Source organism: Cohnella sp. GCM10012308, from assembly GCF_042649185.1.
Classification (GTDB): Bacteria; Bacillota; Bacilli; order Paenibacillales; family Paenibacillaceae; genus Cohnella.
On sequence record NZ_JBHRYU010000012.1, the window covers coordinates 142593 to 161079 of the forward strand.

Sequence of the window (18487 nt, forward strand, 5' to 3'; positions counted from 1 at the left end):
TGGGGAAAGATGAGCAAGCAGCAAATCGGCGTGGTCGGACTTGCGGTAATGGGCAAAAATCTCGCCTTTAACATCGAGAGCAAAGGCTTCTCGGTCGCGGTATACAACCGTTCGCCAGAGAAGACGAAGGAACTGCTGGAAGAAGCGAAGGGGAAAAATTTCGTCGGCGCGTACAGCGTCGAAGAATTCGTGCAATCGCTGGAGACGCCGCGCAAGATCCTGATCATGGTCAAAGCGGGCAAACCGACGGACGATACGATCGAGCAGCTGGTACCGTACCTCGATCAAGGCGACATTTTGATCGACGGCGGCAATGCGTACTTCCCGGACACGCAGCGCAGAAATAAGGCGCTGCAGGAAAAAGGCTTCCGCTTCATCGGAGCCGGCGTATCCGGCGGGGAAGAGGGCGCACTGAACGGTCCTGCGATTATGCCGGGCGGGCAAAAGGACGCTTATGCGCTCGTCGAGCCGATCCTGACGGCGATCTCCGCCAAGGTGAACGGCGATCCTTGCTCGACGTATATTGGCGCCGACGGTGCAGGCCACTATGTCAAAATGGTGCATAACGGCATCGAGTACGGCGATATGCAGCTAATCGGCGAAGCCTATCACTTGCTGAAGGACGTGCTGGGTCTGGGCGCCGGCGAGCTGCACGAGATTTTCGCCGAGTGGAACAAGGGCGAGCTGGACAGCTACCTGATCGAGATCACGGCAGACATCTTCTCCAAGACCGATCCGGAGACGGGCAAGCCGATGGTAGACGTCATCCTCGATTCCGCGGGGCAAAAGGGAACGGGCAAATGGACGAGCCAAAGCTCGCTCGATCTGGGCGTGCCGCTGTCCATTATCACCGAATCCGTCTTCGCCCGCTTCCTGTCGGCGATGAAGGAAGAGCGCGCGATCGCGAGCCGCAAGCTTACCGGTCCGGAGACTTCGAGCTACGACGGCGATCCTCGCGAATTCATCGAAGCGGTACGCCAGGCGCTTTTCGCCAGCAAGATCGCTTCTTATGCCCAGGGCTTCGCGCAGATGCGCGCCGCTTCGGACGCATACGGCTGGGATCTGAACTATGGCGGCATCGCCATGATCTTCAGAGGCGGATGCATTATCCGCGCCGGCTTCCTGCAGAACATCAAGGACGCATACGACCGCAATCCGGAGCTGCAAAACCTGCTGTTGGACGAATACTTCGGCGGCGTCGTTCGCGACTATCAGGGCGCATGGCGCAAAGTCGTCGCCGCGGCCGTTACGAGAGGCATTCCGGTACCGGCCTTCGCCTCCGCGCTCGCCTACTACGACAGCTACCGTACGGAGCGTTTGCCGGCCAACCTGCTTCAAGCGCAGCGCGATTACTTCGGCGCGCACACGTTCGAGCGGCTTGACCGCGAAGGCAGCTTCCATTTCCAATGGATCGGCGGCCAGCAATAATCGGAATAGACGATCGCAGGTGTTGGGCTAGCGTCGTACTTTCGACGTAATGCCTGCAATTATACATCCAATTTTACCTATGACTGCCATTTGGGACGGGATAGGTGCAAAAGCGCAGTTATTTTAGTCCAGTTTCCCGATTTTCGGCTTTTGTTTTAAATATACCTGCATATTTGCAGGCTTTTCATCCCGATTCGCGCATCGGCGGAAAATAGATGTATAAATGCAGGTTATCGGCCCCCGCCAAGCTTTCGATAGGCTCGGGCACGCCGAACGCAATAAAGCACGCCGCATCCTCGGCGTGCTTTTTGCATTCGAATTCTGCTTGTTCCCCTATGAGGCGCTCATTCATCGCTACCCTCGACCAGCACCCTGTACTCGTTCGATTGCGACGCGCCGGCGTGCTCCCGGCCGTTCAACGAGAACGTAAACCTCGCCGTCAAAAATCCTTCGATGATTTCCAATATCGTGTTGTCGGGAACGATCACGCGGTAGCCGATCCGTTTGATCCGATCCGGGTCCAGCGTTCCTAATACGGCGGATCCGTCCAGCGAGATCGCGACGGGCGTGCCGTCGACCTGGATGCCGTAACCCGCGAGCCGGGTTCCCGCGGGAACCAGTCCTTCCACCACGACGGATGCCGCGATATTGCCCGTGTTCTTCACCTCGACCCGGAAAACGATCTCGTCGCCCGGGAAGACTTCGGCGGGCTTGGCTGTTACCGATATGCCGATCAATGGAGCTACGGTTACGGTAACGACGGTACCGGATGCCGTGACCGCTCGCACAGCCCGACCGTCGTTCAATCGGAACGCATAGATCAGTTGTGCTTGATTCGTATAGGAAGGCAAGATGTCGGCACCGCTGGCGAGCGATGGAATGCGCGCTTGAAAGGTGACGGTCACGCTGCCGCCCGGTCCGATCGTGCCGAGCGCTATGCCCGATGCGGGCGAAGCCGAAGAAACGGGCTGCCCGGCGACGATTACGCTGCCGGCGATAAAGGTCAGCCCGCCAGGCAGCAAATCCTGAAGGGTCGCTTCGATGGCGATCCGCGAAGCGTTGTATGCGACCAGCGTGTACGTGATCGGGTCTCCAGGCGCCGCTTGACTCGGGCTTACCGATAACGTCAGCGATACCTCGGGCTTAACGACGACGACGGAAACCGTGTTCGTGCCGGTCGAATACGACTCGCCCGACGACGAATAGGAGACGAGGGCGTTCACCTGCAGGACGCTGCCGTCGGGCAGGTCTCCGACCTGCCCGGCAAACGTAACGATCGCGGACCCTCCAGCGGCAATCGTCCCGACCTCGACGCCGGACAACGGCGAAGCGCCGGGCGCGCGGACCTGGTCGACCGTGACGCTGCCCGCGAGGAAGGTCAAGCCCTGCGGGAGCGCTACGACGACATTGACGCCGGAGACAGGCGCCGATCCTTCGTTCATCACGACGACATCGTAATACACAACGTCTCCGGCGAACGTCTGGCTCCACCTGGTGCCGACCATCGCCGACAGCTTGACGCCGATGACCGTTATCGTTACTTCGTTGGACTCCGCCTCTCCGCCGGAGGTTCTGCCGTCCGGAGTCGCGAATTCGAACGCTGCGCGCGCCCGGTTCGAGATTTCTCGCGAGTCGGGAATCGCGGTCACGATAAGCTGAAACGTTACGGCGACTTGCCCGCCGGGCGCAAGGGTGCCGAGCGGGATGCCGGCAGGCGGATCTGCGCCGGGCAGCGGCATGCCGTCGAGCAGAACCGAGTTCGAGACGAGGGACGTGCCGGCCGGGAGCGGATCGTACAGCACGGTATCGGCCGGCGCATTGCCCCCATTGGCGACGGTCAGCCGGTACACGATCGTGGATCCAAGCTCGGCCTTCGCAGCGTCCGTCGTCTTGCTGACGGAGATCGCCGGTCCGTATAGCGGAATCGAAACGACGTTGGAATAGGTGACGGACGGATAAGTCCCCGACGTGAACCGGACATGCGATTGATTGCGCAAATACGGATCCGGCAGGAGGGGCGTCATATCGTTACGACCCTGACCTGGAACGTAACGGTAACGGTCGCACCGGCCGCGATCGGGCCGATTACGATGCCCGTATTCGGGTTAGCTGCGGGCCGTGCGGCGCCGTCGACCGTGACGCTGCCGCTAACGAATACCGTGCCCACGGGGACGGGATCGACGATAACGACATTGTTAACGGCCTCGATACCGCTGTTCGTTACCAGGATCGTATACGTGATGACATCGCCTACGATGGCGTCGACGGCGTTCGTGCTCTTGGTTACGACGACGTTCGGCGCGGACACCGGAATGACGAGCGTATTCGATGCGGCGCTTCCGGTGAGCACGCGGCCGTCCGGCGGCGAATACGTGTAGGTCGCCGTCGCCTGATTGGACAACTGCTGCGGAGAAGGCAGCGCGTCAACGGTTACTTCAAGGTTGACGGTCACGTTCACGCTGGCGCCGGGAAGCACAAGGCCGACAGGCACGCCGTTCGACGGATCGACCCCCGGCTGCGGCACGCCGTTTACCAGGACGCTGTTCGGCACGAAGGCAGCGCCGGCAGGAATCGTATCCGTCACCGTCAGGTCGGCGGCCAAGTTTCCGGTATTCGTAATATTGATGCTATAGAGAACAGTATCGCCAACGGTAGCGTTCGTCGTATTCGCGGACTTCAGCATGCCGATAATCGGCTGGAACACCGGCGTATCGACCGTATTGGAGAACGTAGTCGCAGAAAATGCGCCGGACGTGAAGCTGACGGATGCGCGGTTGCTGAGCGTATTGGGAACCGGCAGCGAAGTGACGTTAATCGTAAACGATACGGTAACCGTGACGCCCGGCGCGATCGAGCTAAGCGAGATGCCCGCCTGCGGATTCGCGTTCGCCCGGGGCACGCCGTCGACGAGCACGCTGCCGGGGACGAAGACGGCGCCGCTTGGCGTCGGATCGCTCAGAACCACGTTGTTGACATTTTCGATTCCGTTGTTCTGCACGGCGACGGTATAGACGAGATTGTCGCCCACGACGGAGTCGGTCGCCGAGGCGGTCTTCACTACGCCGACGTTCGGCGCGCTGACCGGCACGACGAGCAAGTTTGAAAGAAAAGAGCCGCCGAATAGCCGTCCGTCAGGAAGCGTATAAACGTACGTGGAGGAAGCTTGGTTAGAAAGCAGTTGACCGGGCGGCAGGGAGCCGATGACGACAGAGAAAACGACCGTTGCCGTCGTGGCGACGCCGGGCACGAGGATGCCCGCGGATGGATCTGCGCCTGCGGCCGCCTGTCCGTTAATCAGTACGCTGTTCGGCACGAGCGTAGTTCCGGCAGGGATATTATCCGTTACCGTAACGTTCGCGGGATAATTCCCGGTGTTCGACAGCGTGATCGTATAAGCGACGGTATCGCCGACCGTAGCGTTGGAAGTGTTGGCGGTTTTGGCCGCGGACAGGATCGGTATATAGACCGGCGTCGTGACGGTATTCGAAAAGGTAACGCCGGAAAACGCGCCGGACGTGAACGTCACCGTCGACTGGTTGGATAACGTCTGCGACGGCGGCAGCGAAGTGACCGTCACGTTAAATGCCACCGTAGTCGTCGCGCCTGCGGCGATCGTCGTAATGCTGACGCCAGTCGCCGGATTTGCCGCAGGACGGGCGACGCCGTCGACCGTCAGCGAGCCTGGTACGAATGCCGTTCCCGCGGGGAACGGATCGGTGAAAATAACGTTGTTAACGCTGGCGATGCCGTTGTTCGCAATGACGGTCGTATACGTGACCGTATCGCCGAGTGTCGTCGATGTCGTCGGCGTGCTCTTGGATACGGCGACATTGGGCGCGGATACCGGAATCGTAACCGTATTGGATAGGACAGATCCCGTCAGCGTGCGCGAATCGGGCAGCGTGAACGAATACGAGGCCGTTCCCTGATTGACGAGCTGCTGCGGCGACGGCAAGGTGTCGACGACGACGGAGAACATGACCGTGCGGGTGCCGCCGGCTTCGACCGGGCCTAGCGCGATTCCCGTCGACGGATCGGAGCCGGGGATCGGGAAACCGTTAATGATGACGCTGTTAGGCACGAAGATCGTGCCGGCAGGCACATTGTCCGTCAAGGTCGTCGTCGCGGGGTAATTGCCCGTATTCGACACCACAAGCGTATAGGTAACCGTATCGCCGACCGTCGCGTTGGCCGTGCTGGCCGACTTCGCGGCAGAGATCGACGGCTGGAAGACGGGGGTGGAGACCGTATTCGAGAACGTCGTCCCTGAGAAGGCGCCAGATGAGAAGCTTACGGAAGCTTGGTTGCCGATCTGCGCAGGACTCGGTACCGAGACGACAGTTACGCTGAAAACGACCGTCGAGGTGCCGCTTGGCGCAATCGTGCCGAGCTGAATGCCGCCCGAAGGTATCGCCGCAGGAGCGGGAACGCCGTTTACGATCACGCTGCCGGTCACGAATGCGGTGCCGGCGGGGACCGGATCCGTGAACAGGACGCTGGTGACGGCTGCGATGCCGCTGTTCAGGACGGTCACCGTATACGTGACCGTGTCGCCCAGCGCGACCGAAGTCGAAGGCGTCGTCTTGGAGACGGACACATTCGGTGCGGATACGGGGAACGTGACGGTATTGGACGTCACGTTCTGCGTGATGGTGCGTCCGTCCGGCGGTACGTAGGTTAGTACGGCGGATGCCGTATTGGACAGCTGCTGCGGCGAAGGCAGGGAAGTGACGACGACGGCAAACGTCACGACGACGGTCTGTCCGGGGACGACGATACCGATCGGAATCGGCGTCGTCGGGGTGGCGCCGGGCTGCGGGACGCCGTCAACGATGACGCTGTTCGACGAAAAGGTGGTACCGGCAGGGATGGTGTCGGTAACGGTGACGCTTGCGCCGAAATTGCCCGAGTTTGTGGCGGTTATCGTATATACGATCGTATCGCCGACGGTTGCGTTGCTCGTATTTGCGCTTTTGACGAGCGCGATTTGCGGTTGGTACACGGGCGTGACGGTCGTATTCGAATTCGACGTGCCCGAGAAGACGCCGGACGTGAAGCTGACCGTCGATTGGTTGGTAATTTGAGACGGTATCGCCATCGTGATTATCACCTCGAATGTGACGGTAGCCGAAGCGCCGGGGGCCAAGGCTCCGATTATAATGCCGGATGTCGGATTCGCGAGCGGCCTCGCGGCGCCGCCCACAAACACGCTTCCGGGCACGAACGAGACGTTCGCCGGAAGAGGATCGCTGAATACGATATTGTTCACCGCAGTGATCCCGTTGTTTGTGACGACGGAGCTGAACGTCAGCGTATCTCCGACGATGCCAGACGCAGGCGCGACTGCTTTGACGACGCGCACGTCAGGTGCGGAGACCGGAACGGACAGCACATTGGATACGGCGGAACCTGGAATCTGCCTGCCGCCGGGCAGCGTGTACGTATACGAAGCGGAGGCTTGATTGTCCAGGCGTTGGGACGCCGGCAGCGAGTTGATCGTGACGACAAAGCTGACGACGACGGTCTGCCCGGCACCGACGGTGAGCGGTATGCCCGTGGCGGGATTCACGCCGGGCGTCGGAACGACCCCGACGATGACGCTGTTGGTCTGGAACGTAAGGCTCGGCGGCAGAATGTCGGTAATCGTCGTTTGCGCTGCGGTATTGCCTGTATTGGAGGCCGTAATGAAATAGGTGAACGTATCCCCTACGGTCGTGCGCGTCGCACTTGCGGATTTAACGAGCGACAAAGCAGCCTGGAATACGGCGGTAACGGCCGGCGCGGAAGCCGAAGTGCCCTGGAATGCCCCTGACGTGAAGCCGACGGTCGCCTGATTGGACAGCTGGGCCGGATTCGGCAAAGAGACGACGGTTGCCTGGAAAACGACAGTGACGGGTACGCCGGGAGTGAGCGTGCCGAGCGGGACGCCGGCGAACGGATTGGCGGTCGGCTGAGCCACGCCGCCGATCGTAAGGCTGCCTGGCACGAAATTGGCGCCGGTCGGAACCGGATCCGTCAAGATCGCATTCGTGACGGCAGAGATGCCATTGTTGGCGACGACGATCGTATAGACGACCGTATCGCCGACCGCCGCGTTCGCCAGGTTTACCGACTTCGTGACGGAGACGTTCGGTGCCGAGGCGCCGATCGTCAGCGTATTGGATGCCGCCGTGCCGGACAGCGTACGTCCGCTTGGCAGCTGGTACGTGTAGCCCGCGGCGCCCTGGTCCACCAGCGTGGGCGGAGTGGGGAGCGAGTTAAGCAGCGTGCGGAAGGTCACGGACACGGAGGCGCCCGCCGCGATCGCGCCGATCGGAATGCCCGTCAGCGGCGATGCGGCAGGCTGCGATACGCCGCCTACGGTGACGCTGCCCGACACGAAGGTGGAGCCTGCCGGAATATTGTCGGTGAGCGTTGCTTGAGTGACGGCGATATTGCCTGAATTCGCCACGTTTAGCGTATATAGAATGGTGTCCCCAACCGTGGCGTTCGTACGGTCCGCGCTTTTCGCGACGGTGACGATCGGCTGATAGACCGGCGTCGTTATCGTATTGGACAGCGACTGGCCGTTAAATGTGCCGGAGCTATATGAGACAGACGACTGGTTATTCAGCTGTGCAGGATTCGGCAGCGACACGACCCGCACTTGGAAGGTTACGGTAACCGAAGCTCCGGCTGCAAGGGTGCCGAGCGCGATGCCGCTTGCTGGCGAAGCGGCAGGACTCGAAGTGCCGCCCACGACGACGCTCCCCGCAACAAACGAGGTCCCGCCGGGCAGCGCATCGGAGAAGATCGTGTTCGATATCGCTTCGGTGCCGTTGTTGGCGACGATCGACGTATAAGTAAGCGTCTCGCCCACCGCGACATCCGTCAGACCGGCGCTTTTGACGACAGATACGTTCGGCAGCCTCACGGGAACGGTAACCGTATTGGAGGACGAGGAGCCGGAAACGGTTCGCAAATCCGGCGGCTGGAACGTATACGTACTCGTCGCCTGATTGACGAGCTGCGACTGGGCCGGCAGCGCATTGACGCGCACCTGGAAGCTGACGTTCGTCGTCGCGCCCGCCCCGATCGTACCGATGGCGACGCCCGTCGCAGGATTCGCGCCCGGAACGACGACGCCGTTCAGACGGAAGGTGTTCGGTTCGAATGCAGTGCCGGCCGGAATATTGTCAAAAAACGTCGTCGTCGCGCCGATATTGCCGGAGTTCGCGATCGAGACCGTGTATGTCACCAGACTGCCGACCGTCGCATTGGCCGTACTCGCAGTCTTGGTCATCGTAAGCACCGGCGAATACACGGGGATCGTGTACGTATTCGACGGAATGACGCCCGAAATGATCGAACCGCCGGCAACGCTCTGGAACGTAAAGGCGGCATTCGCGACATTGGTTAATTGCTGCGGACTTGGCAGCGAAGTAATTCTAGCCTGGTAGGTCGTCGTGATCGAAGTGCCGAGCGCCAGCGACCCGAGCGATACGCCGGTCGTGATGTCGAAGGTCGGGCGAGAGACGCCAGCCACGACGACGCTGCCCGCGACGAAGGTCGCGCCGGGCGACAGGGCGTCGGTGAGCACGACGCTTGCCGCGCTGGCGGTTCCGGAGTTGCTGACCGTGACCGAATACGTCACGGTATCGCCCACGATCGGCCCCGTTACATTCGAGCTCTTGGAGACCGTGATGATCGGCGCGTTGATGTCGACCTGGATGGCGTTGCCGTTCAGGACATAAGCGTCGCCGGACGTCGTCAAGCTGAGCACGGCCGAAGATTGGTTGTTCACCAGACGCGCGGATACGTCGACGTTGGTAATATCCCAGCCTTGACGTCCGCCTACGATATTCGAGCCGGGCGCGCCGTTGACCTGGTTTCGCGTGCCGAACGTGCCCGTCGTATTCAACTGTCCGAGATCGTTGTTGATTTGCGACGCGAAGAAGTTGGCCGCGAAGTTATTAGGTCCGGACAATGCGACAAGGGAAGAAGCCGTCGGTCCGAACAGCGCCTGGTCGCCGGTCCGGTTCGCGTCGCCCTCCTGCGCGCTGAACAGCGCCCTGCCGCCCAGCGCGCCGGAGATCGGCGTCGCGAAGCCGGTGAGCGTCGTATTGACGGGACCCGACGAGGCTTGAACGAGCACCGCCCCGGCCCGCAGCGACATGTTGCGAAACGGCAGCGTCGGATTCTGATAAATAACGCCAAGCGTCCAGCCCGCGTGGTTCGCCGTTCCGTCGCCAGGGATGACGATCGTGCCGACGACGCCGGCGGTCACGTAAGTTCCGGCGCCTCCCGCTTGAATAAGCGAGGTGACATTATTGGAGCGCACGTAAGCCAACGCGCCGTTGCCCAGATCGACGGAGTTGGCGGTTGCCGCATCGGGCGAGATGCTGAACGTGCCTGCCGGCGTCGTCAAGCTGACCGGGTTATTGATGGCCGCGGTCAGGTTGACGTTACCGTTGACATAAGTCCCGCCCCAGATCAGCTCCGCATACAGCACGGTACTACCCGCAGGGAGGACGAGGACGGCCGCGGCGCTGTTGACTAAATAATTGCTTGTCGTACCAACGGGATAAGTACCGAATTGCGAGGCGGCGCTCGTCGTCGTAAAAGCCCCGATGCTGTCCAGCGTGCCGGGGACGCCAGCCGTATCTGAACGGCTGAGCCCGAGCGTATTGCCGGTGAACGTAATGGCGCCCGTCGCGTTGAAGGTCGCCCGGACGATAAGCGGAATTGGGAACACCTCCTTTCCGACCCATTAGCGATGACAATGCGCGCTTGCCGGCGTGCATTGCGCATTATTTGAACTATATGAGAGATAAGGCGGAGAATTGTTCGTCCACCTATAAATTTTACCGAGGTGCGAAGGACCTGGACCGAAGATCTTGTTTCGTAAAAATCCATATAGATGAATTTCCAGTTTTTCGATTATAATCGAGTGATTGTGACAATATTTTCAGGCGGATGATGCGATGTGACCCTGCCGCGGTTCACGCAACTTAAAGGAGTGTAGCCATGATTCGTAGTTGGGGGATTTTCGCGCTCGTATTTTTGCTGATCGGGGTGCCTGTATTGACGTCGTTCGGCGGGTCCGCCAACGCGGCCGCATCGTCGCGCATCGCGGTGATCAGATCGCTGAGCGGCGACGTGCAGGTACAAAAGGCAGGCGGCGCCAAGACGTTCAAGGCGTTTGCGAAGCTGAGCCTGAACCAAGGGGACAAGCTCATGACCGGGAGCGACGGCGCTGCCGAGCTTCAATTCGCGAACGGTACGACCGAAGACGACCTGCTCAGCGTAGGCGAGCATACGACGCTCACCTTTTCGAAGCTGTCGGATAAAAAAGGAACGGTCACCAAAGTAAGCATGCTGAAAGGGACGGCCTGGGTTGACGTGAAGTCCATCAAAAGCAAGGAGGACGACTTCCGCCTGGAGACGCCGACGGCGGTCATGGGCGTCCGCGGAACGGCTTTCTATGCGGCCGTGAATCCCGCGTCGGGCTCGACGACGACGGCCGTATTGTCCGGCGTCGTTCAATTTGCGAAAACAGGAAAAGCGTCCGCGGGACAGAAGGCGCTGAGCCTGTATCCGACGCAGGAGATCACGGCGCGTCCGGACGGCGGCCCGGTCGTACCCGATCAGGTCACGCTCATGAACATCGGCGAGCTTGTGAAGGGAATGCCGCAGGCAGTCGTCGGCTCGCTCCTTCGAAGCAAGCAAAAAATCGACGATGAAAATCGGGAGATGGCCGTCCGGTTCGCACAGGACAAGCTGCCTACCTCGCTAGGGACGACAGCCGAGGATCTGGCCCGATTCAGGCAAAATACGCTCGACCTATCCGGCATTTTCGCGAAGCAGGCGATCGAGCAGAAAAAACTCGACCTCGCGCAGCTGCGGCAGATCGAGCGGGAAGAGCGGACGACGTTTAATCTCGACAAAACGGATTTGCAGCTGACGGAAGCGGACATACAAAAGCAGGAAGCCGCCAAGCAGCAGGAAGTCGAAGCTGTCAAAAAGCAGGCAGCTGGTGACGCGGCGAAGCTCAAGGCGCTACAAGATCGGCTCGCGGATCGGCTGCAGACGATCGAGCAAGCGAAGCAGGCTCAGCAGGCCGCCAACAAGCAAGCGGCAGCGGCAGCGCAGGCGAAGGCGGAGGCCGCGCTGCTGTCGCAATTGAACGAGTCTCAGCAGCAGCAGTTTTTGACGGATAAGACGTCGAACCAGAACTCTTCCGGCGTGCCGGCTGCTGCACCCGTTACGGCGCCGGCGCCCTCTTCCGAAGCGGGACTAGCTTCCTTAGCCGTTTCCGGCGTCGCGATTAACCCGGCCTTCTCGCAAAATCAGCTGAACTACTCGGCGATCGTCAACGGCAGCGTAGCAAGCGTAGAGATTAGACCAGTCGCGCTGGATTCGGCCGCGGCGATCGCCGTAAACGAGCAATCGCTCACAAGCGGGGCCAGGACGTTGGCGTTGGACTACGGCGCGAATGCCATCGATGTTCAAGTAGTGTCGCCGGACCGATCGCTCACGCGCCACTATAACATCTCGATCGCGAGGGAGCTTCTAGGCGTAGCGGATATTGCCGTTGGCTCAGGCAGCCTTCAGATCGACTTCGCAAGCGTCAGCCTGTCGACGCCGTTCAGCGTGCCCGGCGATATCGCTTCATTGGAAATGACGCTAAAAGCGGCGGAAGCTCCCGACATCCAGGTGAACGGGACAGCCGTAACCGCAATGCCTGCGCTTATCGGCGCCTTGACGACGAACGTGGCGGATGTCTCCTGGCGCTTCAGCTTGCCGCTCCAGACCGGCAACAACTCGATCGCCATCGCGGCCAAGGCAGGCGGCAAGACCAAAACCTATACGCTAAACGCGAAACGCCTGTCGCTGAATACGAATTTGTCGAGCTTGTCGATCAAAAGTTCGGACGGACAGCGCAGTTTCGGCGCGTTCCTCGAACAGGACGGCAAGTTTAAGGCGACCGTGCCCGCCGCGATGACTGAAGGTCTGCTTTATTTCTGGCCAGGCGACAGCAGTTCTACGCTTGTGCTCAATGGCACGTCCTACAATTTCGGGGACGGGGCGCCGATATCGCTGACTTCCGATATTACCGAGCTGCATGCGAGCATTCGCTCCGAGGGCGGAACGACCGCGAACTATACGCTGGCGCTCGACCGGATCCCGCTTGGCAGCGGAAGCAGCGCGGCGCTGGGCGGCGTCAGGTTGTTCGAAAACGGTTCGCCGGGCGCGTTCCTGACGCCGGATTCCAATCTGCGCATGAACTCGGAAGCGGCCGTCGCGCAATCCAGCGTTACGTTCACGATTTCGTTTCCGGAAAACGATCCTTATTGGCGCTACTTGTCCGTATATCGGATGGACACCAATCAGAATGTGTTGCCGGACTCGAACGGCAGATACACGATCCCGCTAAGCGCGAGCGGCGACACGACGATCGAATTCCGCCTGCGTTCCGCAGATCAAACGGCATCGAATACGTACAGCTGGACCGTCAAAAAGGTAATCATGGCCGGTGCCGCCAGCTGGGATAACGTTGCCGGGCAAGCTTTGAACCGACAACTGGCGGGCAGCGATCCTGCCGGATTGCCGCTCACCTATGCCTTGGTATCGGGGAGCGGGCCGGCGTTCGGTTCGCTGACACTGAATCCGGACGGGACGTTCCAATATCAAGCGGCGGCCGATGCGCAAGGGTTTGTTACCTTCGAGTATACGGTTTCCAACGGTATTGACATTTCGAAGCCCGCTACCGTGTCCATACTCGTTAAGCAGCCTGCCCCGACGCTGGCCGGACTGGATCAGTGGAGCTTGGCAAACAACGGTACGCCGGTCGACCCGTATTACATGGGCGAGTCTCCGCAAGGATCCAATACGTTTGTCTTTGCCAAGTATATCGACGCTATGCCGGACGCGCTCGATCTGACTTATCACTTCGATAACGATGTCCAGGCGGCGAATTTGAGTTATAGCGACTTGCAGGGCACGCCCCGCAATATCGACCTGATCGCAGCCGCGGGCACCGTAGCGCTGACGAATCTCCGATACGGCGAAAATCGGATTCAAATCGAATACGCGTGGAATAACGGCGGGGGAGCGACGGTTAACTATATCGTTCAAATCAAGCTGTATATCAACTCCCTGTCTTTGTACACCCCGCGCGCGATGTCGGACGGTGCGACGATTCCGGTGTTCATGGCTGGAATGAACGCCTTTATCGCTTCAGTGCCTGCCGGCACCGCTCAGATCCGTCTGCAGCTCGAAGCCGCGGAACCGTACAGCACCATCCAAGTCGAATCGGGCGGCGTTCCAATCGCCAATGACGGCAGCGGTTACCTTGCCGGGCTCTCAGAAGGCTGGAACCGTGTCACCGTCCGCGTGAGCCGACTCGGGATCGGCAATATCGTCGACGTGTACGACATCGATATTTACCGGGGTGACGACGAGCCGAGCGGGTACTCGCTTAGCTTGACGGGGACGGCCGTCTCAAGCGGGACGCCGGTCTCCTTTATTCGGGACGTATCCCGGTCCACGCGCTGGCTAAGCCAGGCGCCGGCCGAATCGACGGCAGTCATGCTGACGCCGGTTGCCGATCTCTCGGACACCTATATCGGCGGCGTATATCTGATGAAGCCGGGCGGCATCTGGGAATGGGTGAACGCCACCGCGCAAGGGTCGGGAATTTACCGCATCCCGCTTGAGGGCGACAGTGCCCGCGCTTACGTCCTGGTCAACAAGTACGGAAGACCGCCGCTCGTTTACGAAGTCCAAATCACGCCATAAACCGACCGGATTCAATAGCAAGCCGCTCCTGCCTTGAAAAAGGAGGAGCGGCTTTTTGTCTCCGGCTTCTCGGCAAATTAAGCCTCGGTCCGAACGAATGTATGAATTCGAGCCTTGATCGCATCCCGAACGGCGCGGAACTGCGCAAGAATTTGTTCTTCTGTCCCCGTCGCCTTGGCCGGATCTTCGAACCCCCAGTGCCATTTGACGACCTCTTTGTTAGGGATTGCCGGGCAATGCTCGTCCGCATGACCGCACAGCGTGATTACGTAGGTCGCCCGGTCAAGCAGCTCCGGATCGATGACGTCTGAACGATTGCCGCCGATGTCGATGCCGTCTTCCATCATGATCCGAACGGCTCTCGGATTGAGACCGTGCGCTTCAAGACCGGCGCTGCGAACTTCGTAGCGGTCTCCGCCAAATTCCTTCAGATATCCGTCCGCAATCTGGCTGCGGCAGGAATTGCCGGTACAGAGAAAGTAGACAAGCGGTTTTTCGTTCATTGCGACGCTCCTTTGCTATCCGATTATTTTAAGCCAGAGATACAGGCCCGAGAGGGTGATGAACAAGACGGGAACAGTAAGGATGATGCCGGTTTTAAAGTAGGCGCCCCAAGTGATTTTTACGCCTTTGCCGGACAGCACGTGAAGCCACAGCAGCGTAGCCAGCGATCCGATCGGCGTAATCTTCGGACCGAGATCCGACCCGATGACGTTGGCGTAAATAAGCGCTTCGCGGACGATGCCGGTTGCATGCGCCTCCTGAATGGCGAGCGCATTGATCATGACCGTCGGCAGGTTGTTCATGACGGAGGAAAGGATGGCTGCGATGAAGCCGGCGCCGACCGCTGCCACGAACAAGCCCCGCTCGCCGACCCACGCGAAGACGTCTCCCAGCTCGTCGGTCAAACCGACGTTGCGAAGGCCGTACACGACGACGTACATGCCGACGGAGAAAAAGACGATGGCCCATGGCGCGCCTTTAACGAGCTTACCGGTATGAATGTGCGGACTTTGCCTGGCCAAGAGCAAGAATATAATGGCGGCGGCTCCGGCGATGGCCGATACGGGTACGGCGATATATTCGCTGAGCAAATATACGAGAAGTAGGACGGACAGGACGATCCATGAGATTTTGAACAGGCGCATATCCTTGATGGCGTCCGCTGGCGGCCGCGCCTGGGTCCAATCGTACGTTTTCGGAATTCCTCTTCTATAGTATAAGTAGAGAACCAGCAAGCTTCCGCCGACGGAAAACAACGTAGGCACGATCATTCGTCCCGCATATTCCGCGAATCCGATGCCAAAGTAATCGGAGGATACGATGTTAACCAGATTGCTGATCACAAGCGGGAGCGAAGCCGTATCGGATATAAATCCGCTGGCCATCACGAAGGGAAGAATCATTCGCTCGTCGAACTTGAGCGCTCTTACCATGGCGAGGACGATGGGCGTTAAGATGAGCGCGGCTCCGTCGTTCGCGAAAAAGACGGACACCGCGGCGCCGAGCAGCACGACGTATACGAACATGACATTGCCGTTTCCTCTTGCCGCTCTCGCCACATGGAGCGCGGCCCATTCGAAGAAGCCGATCTCGTCGAGCACGAGCGAGATGAGGATGATCGCGACAAATGTCAGCGTGGCGTTCCATACGATCCGGGTGACGTCTCCGACGTCGGCGAAGTCGACGACGCCGCACGCCAGGGCGATCAACGCGCCGCCGCACGCGGACCAGCCGATGCCGAGACCTCTGGGCTGCCAGATCACGAACACGAGCGTGACTAAAAAAACGATAAAAGCGATCGCCAGCATAAATCCTCCTCAGGTTATGTACAAGCTTGCGGTTTTGCGGCTTCGATCTGCATACTCATGGAGGGCAACTGCTCGATGATCGGGTTCAGATAGGGCTTGTCTGCGATATCCAGCGCATAATAAATCCATTGGCTTTTGCGCGTCTCGCGGACCAACCCGCCGCTTTTCAATTTCTTCAAGTGCTGGCTCACGTTCGGCTGCGTCGTGGCGAGAATCTCGACAATGTCGCAGACGCACATTTCTTTATGCTTGAGCAGCGCCAGAATGGTAAGGCGGCTCTTGTCAGAAAGCAGCTTGAGCGTATCGGACATTTCTTCGATTGACGCCATCGGCATTTCCTCCTTTCCCATGCGCATTTCATTGTCGTTTATTCGTAGTCATTATATATTCAAACATTTATATAAGTAAATAATTATATTAATAATTCGACAGCATTCCTCCGGATTTTATAATGGCTATCAAAAATCCTTATATTCGCATCTATCCTCTTGGCGCGATACATGTGGTATAGTTTTCAAAAGGATCATGAATCGCGCGGCGCGGCTTCGGCGCGTCCGGAGCCGTCATTCGTCATTCGAACTATCGTGAGGTGGAGAACGTTGCAATTGCAGGCAACCAACAGTCCGTTCAGCCAGGAACAGGCCGATCTTCTGAATAAGCTGCTGCCGGGGCTGACCGACGCGCAAAAAATTTGGCTCAGCGGGTATTTGATCGCATCCGCTTCGACGCAGGCGGCGCCTGCCGCAGCCGCTCCGGCCGCTTCGCCGGCCGCGGCGCCAGTGAGCAAGGATATTACGATTTTGTACGGCTCGCAGAGCGGCAACGGCCATGGCATCTCCAAAAAAGCGGCTAAAATGCTCGAGGAAAAGGGATTCCGGGTGACCTTGTCCTCGATGAGCGATTATAAGACGAACCAGCTCAAAAAGGTGGAACAGCTTCTCGTCGTCATCAGCACGCACGGCGAGGGCGAGCCGCCGGACAATGCGATTTCCTTCCACGAATTTTTGCATAGCAAGCGCGCGCCTCGCCTCGAAGGGGTGAAGTTCTCGGTGCTGTCGCTCGGCGACAGCTCGTACGAGCAATACTGCCAGACAGGCAAGGAATTCGACGCGCGACTCGAGGCGCTCGGCGCCACGCGCCTTCACGATCGCGTCGACTGCGACGTCGACTTCGAGGAGCCGACGAAGGGGTGGCTTGAAGGGGTATTGACGCGCCTGACGGAATCGCAGGGAGGCGCCGGCATCGTCGCAGCGCCTACTGCAGCTCCGACGGCCGAGACGCCAAGCGCGCCTAGTGCGCCTGCGGCGGAATCCGCCTATTCCCGGACCAACCCGTTCGAGGCGGAGGTGCTCGCGAACATTAACCTTAACGGCCGCGGCTCGAATAAGGAAACGCGCCATCTCGAGCTTTCGCTCGAAGGCTCCGGCCTTGTATACAAAGCCGGCGACGCGCTGGGCATCTATCCGCACAACGATCCGGAGCTCGTCGATCTGCTGCTCGCGGAGACGAAGTGGGATCCGCAGGCCGAAGTGGTCGTAGGCAAACAAGGCGACAAGCGCCCGCTGCGCGACGCCTTGATCGAAAACCTGGAGATCACCGTCCTGACTAAGGCGCTGCTCGAGAAGCTGGCGCCGCTGGCGACTAACCCGGATCTGGCCCAACTGACGGCGGCAGGGAACGAGGCAGCCGTCAAGGCATACGTCAAAGGACGCGATCTGCTTGACTTCGTCCGCGATTACGGCCCGCTGCAAGGCAGCGCGCAGGACGCGGTCTCGCATCTTCGCAAGATTCCGGTACGGCTGTACTCGATCGCGAGCTCCCAGACCGCGAATCCGGACGAGGTGCATCTGACGATCGGCGCGGTCCGCTACGACGCGTTCGGGCGGGCCCGCAAGGGCGTCTGCTCCACGCAGACCGCCGAACGTCTCGAAGCCGGGGACAAGATATCGGTATACGTGCAGCCCAACAATCACTTCAAGCTGCCCGAAGATCCAAGCACGCCGATCATCATGGTGGGACCGGGCACGGGCATCGCGCCGTTCCGTTCCTTCATGCAAGAGCGCGAGGAGACGGGCGCGACGGGGCCTTCGTGGCTGTTCTTCGGCGACCAGCACTTCGTGACCGACTTCCTGTATCAGACCGAATGGCAGCGCTGGATCAAGGACGGCGTGCTGACGCGCATGGACGTCGCATTCTCGCGCGACACGGACGAGAAGGTATACGTGCAGCACCGCATGCGCCAGCATGCCAAGGAGCTGTACGAGTGGCTCGACAAGGGCGCCGTCTTCTACGTTTGCGGCGATATGAAAAACATGGCGAAGGACGTTCATCAGACGCTGGCGGAGATTATATCCGCAGAAGGCGGCAAGAGCCTCGAGGAAGCCGAAGCCTACCTGACCGAAATGAAAAAGAGCCACCGTTACCAACGGGACGTATATTGATCGCGAGATAGAGGGGAGTACCGTTCA

The 18487-nt window shown here is 59.7% G+C and carries 9 protein-coding genes; 3 read left to right on the top strand and 6 right to left on the bottom strand.

Going from position 1 to position 18487, the window contains the following annotated elements:
- Positions 1 to 9: 9 nt before the first annotated feature.
- Positions 10 to 1428, top strand: coding sequence for an NADP-dependent phosphogluconate dehydrogenase (gene gndA / locus ACFOTD_RS15640; protein ID WP_378120289.1), 1419 nt, complete (start codon positions 10 to 12; stop codon positions 1426 to 1428).
- 184 nt (positions 1429 to 1612) lie between these two features.
- Here the strand turns inward: gndA and ACFOTD_RS15645 are convergent, their stop codons facing one another.
- Genes ACFOTD_RS15645 through ACFOTD_RS15655 form a run of 3 tightly spaced genes read right to left on the bottom strand, consistent with a single transcriptional unit; the run spans position 1613 to position 10162 of the window.
- Complete coding sequence (locus ACFOTD_RS15645; RefSeq protein ID WP_378120291.1) at positions 1613 to 1780, bottom strand: hypothetical protein; 168 nt, start codon at positions 1778 to 1780, stop codon at positions 1613 to 1615.
- Positions 1773 to 3452: a hypothetical protein gene (locus ACFOTD_RS15650; RefSeq protein ID WP_378120292.1), complete on the bottom strand. Its 1680-nt coding sequence runs from the start codon at positions 3450 to 3452 to the stop codon at positions 1773 to 1775. Before ACFOTD_RS15650 ends, ACFOTD_RS15645 begins: the two co-directional genes overlap by 8 nt.
- Positions 3449 to 10162 (bottom strand): DUF7507 domain-containing protein, encoded by a 6714-nt coding sequence (locus tag ACFOTD_RS15655; RefSeq protein WP_378120294.1) that lies wholly within the window; start codon positions 10160 to 10162, stop codon positions 3449 to 3451. Before ACFOTD_RS15655 ends, ACFOTD_RS15650 begins: the two co-directional genes overlap by 4 nt.
- A gap of 272 nt (positions 10163 to 10434) precedes the next feature.
- On the opposite strand from ACFOTD_RS15655, the gene ACFOTD_RS15660 reads away from it, so the two are divergent.
- Entirely contained in the window at positions 10435 to 14208 is a 3774-nt protein-coding gene (locus ACFOTD_RS15660) for a cadherin-like beta sandwich domain-containing protein (RefSeq protein ID WP_378120296.1), read from the top strand.
- A gap of 77 nt (positions 14209 to 14285) precedes the next feature.
- Here the strand turns inward: ACFOTD_RS15660 and arsC are convergent, their stop codons facing one another.
- From arsC to ACFOTD_RS15675, 3 genes are read right to left on the bottom strand one after another with little or no spacing between them, the layout of a single operon-like run.
- Positions 14286 to 14711, bottom strand: coding sequence for an arsenate reductase (thioredoxin) (gene arsC, locus ACFOTD_RS15665; RefSeq protein ID WP_378120298.1), 426 nt, complete (start codon positions 14709 to 14711; stop codon positions 14286 to 14288).
- A gap of 15 nt (positions 14712 to 14726) precedes the next feature.
- Positions 14727 to 16019, bottom strand: a complete 1293-nt coding sequence (locus ACFOTD_RS15670) for an arsenic transporter (protein WP_378120300.1) — start codon at positions 16017 to 16019, stop codon at positions 14727 to 14729.
- A gap of 14 nt (positions 16020 to 16033) precedes the next feature.
- Positions 16034 to 16348 carry an ArsR/SmtB family transcription factor gene (locus ACFOTD_RS15675; RefSeq protein ID WP_378120302.1) on the bottom strand — a complete coding sequence of 105 codons (315 nt, stop codon included), beginning with the start codon at positions 16346 to 16348 and terminating at the stop codon, positions 16034 to 16036.
- Positions 16349 to 16618: 270 nt separating this feature from the next.
- Between ACFOTD_RS15675 and ACFOTD_RS15680 the strand changes: the two genes are divergently transcribed.
- Positions 16619 to 18460, top strand: coding sequence for an assimilatory sulfite reductase (NADPH) flavoprotein subunit (locus tag ACFOTD_RS15680; RefSeq protein ID WP_378120304.1), 1842 nt, complete (start codon positions 16619 to 16621; stop codon positions 18458 to 18460).
- Positions 18461 to 18487: the final 27 nt, after the last annotated feature.

Coding starts and splice junctions, on each gene's coding strand:
- gndA (WP_378120289.1), top strand. CDS start 10: ATGAGCAAGCAGCAAATCGGCGTGGTCGGACTTGCGGTAATGGGCAAA.
- ACFOTD_RS15645 (WP_378120291.1), bottom strand. CDS start 1,780: ATGAATGAGCGCCTCATAGGGGAACAAGCAGAATTCGAATGCAAAAAG.
- ACFOTD_RS15650 (WP_378120292.1), bottom strand. CDS start 3,452: ATGACGCCCCTCCTGCCGGATCCGTATTTGCGCAATCAATCGCATGTC.
- ACFOTD_RS15660 (WP_378120296.1), top strand. CDS start 10,435: ATGATTCGTAGTTGGGGGATTTTCGCGCTCGTATTTTTGCTGATCGGG.
- arsC (WP_378120298.1), bottom strand. CDS start 14,711: ATGAACGAAAAACCGCTTGTCTACTTTCTCTGTACCGGCAATTCCTGC.
- ACFOTD_RS15670 (WP_378120300.1), bottom strand. CDS start 16,019: ATGCTGGCGATCGCTTTTATCGTTTTTTTAGTCACGCTCGTGTTCGTG.
- ACFOTD_RS15675 (WP_378120302.1), bottom strand. CDS start 16,348: ATGGCGTCAATCGAAGAAATGTCCGATACGCTCAAGCTGCTTTCTGAC.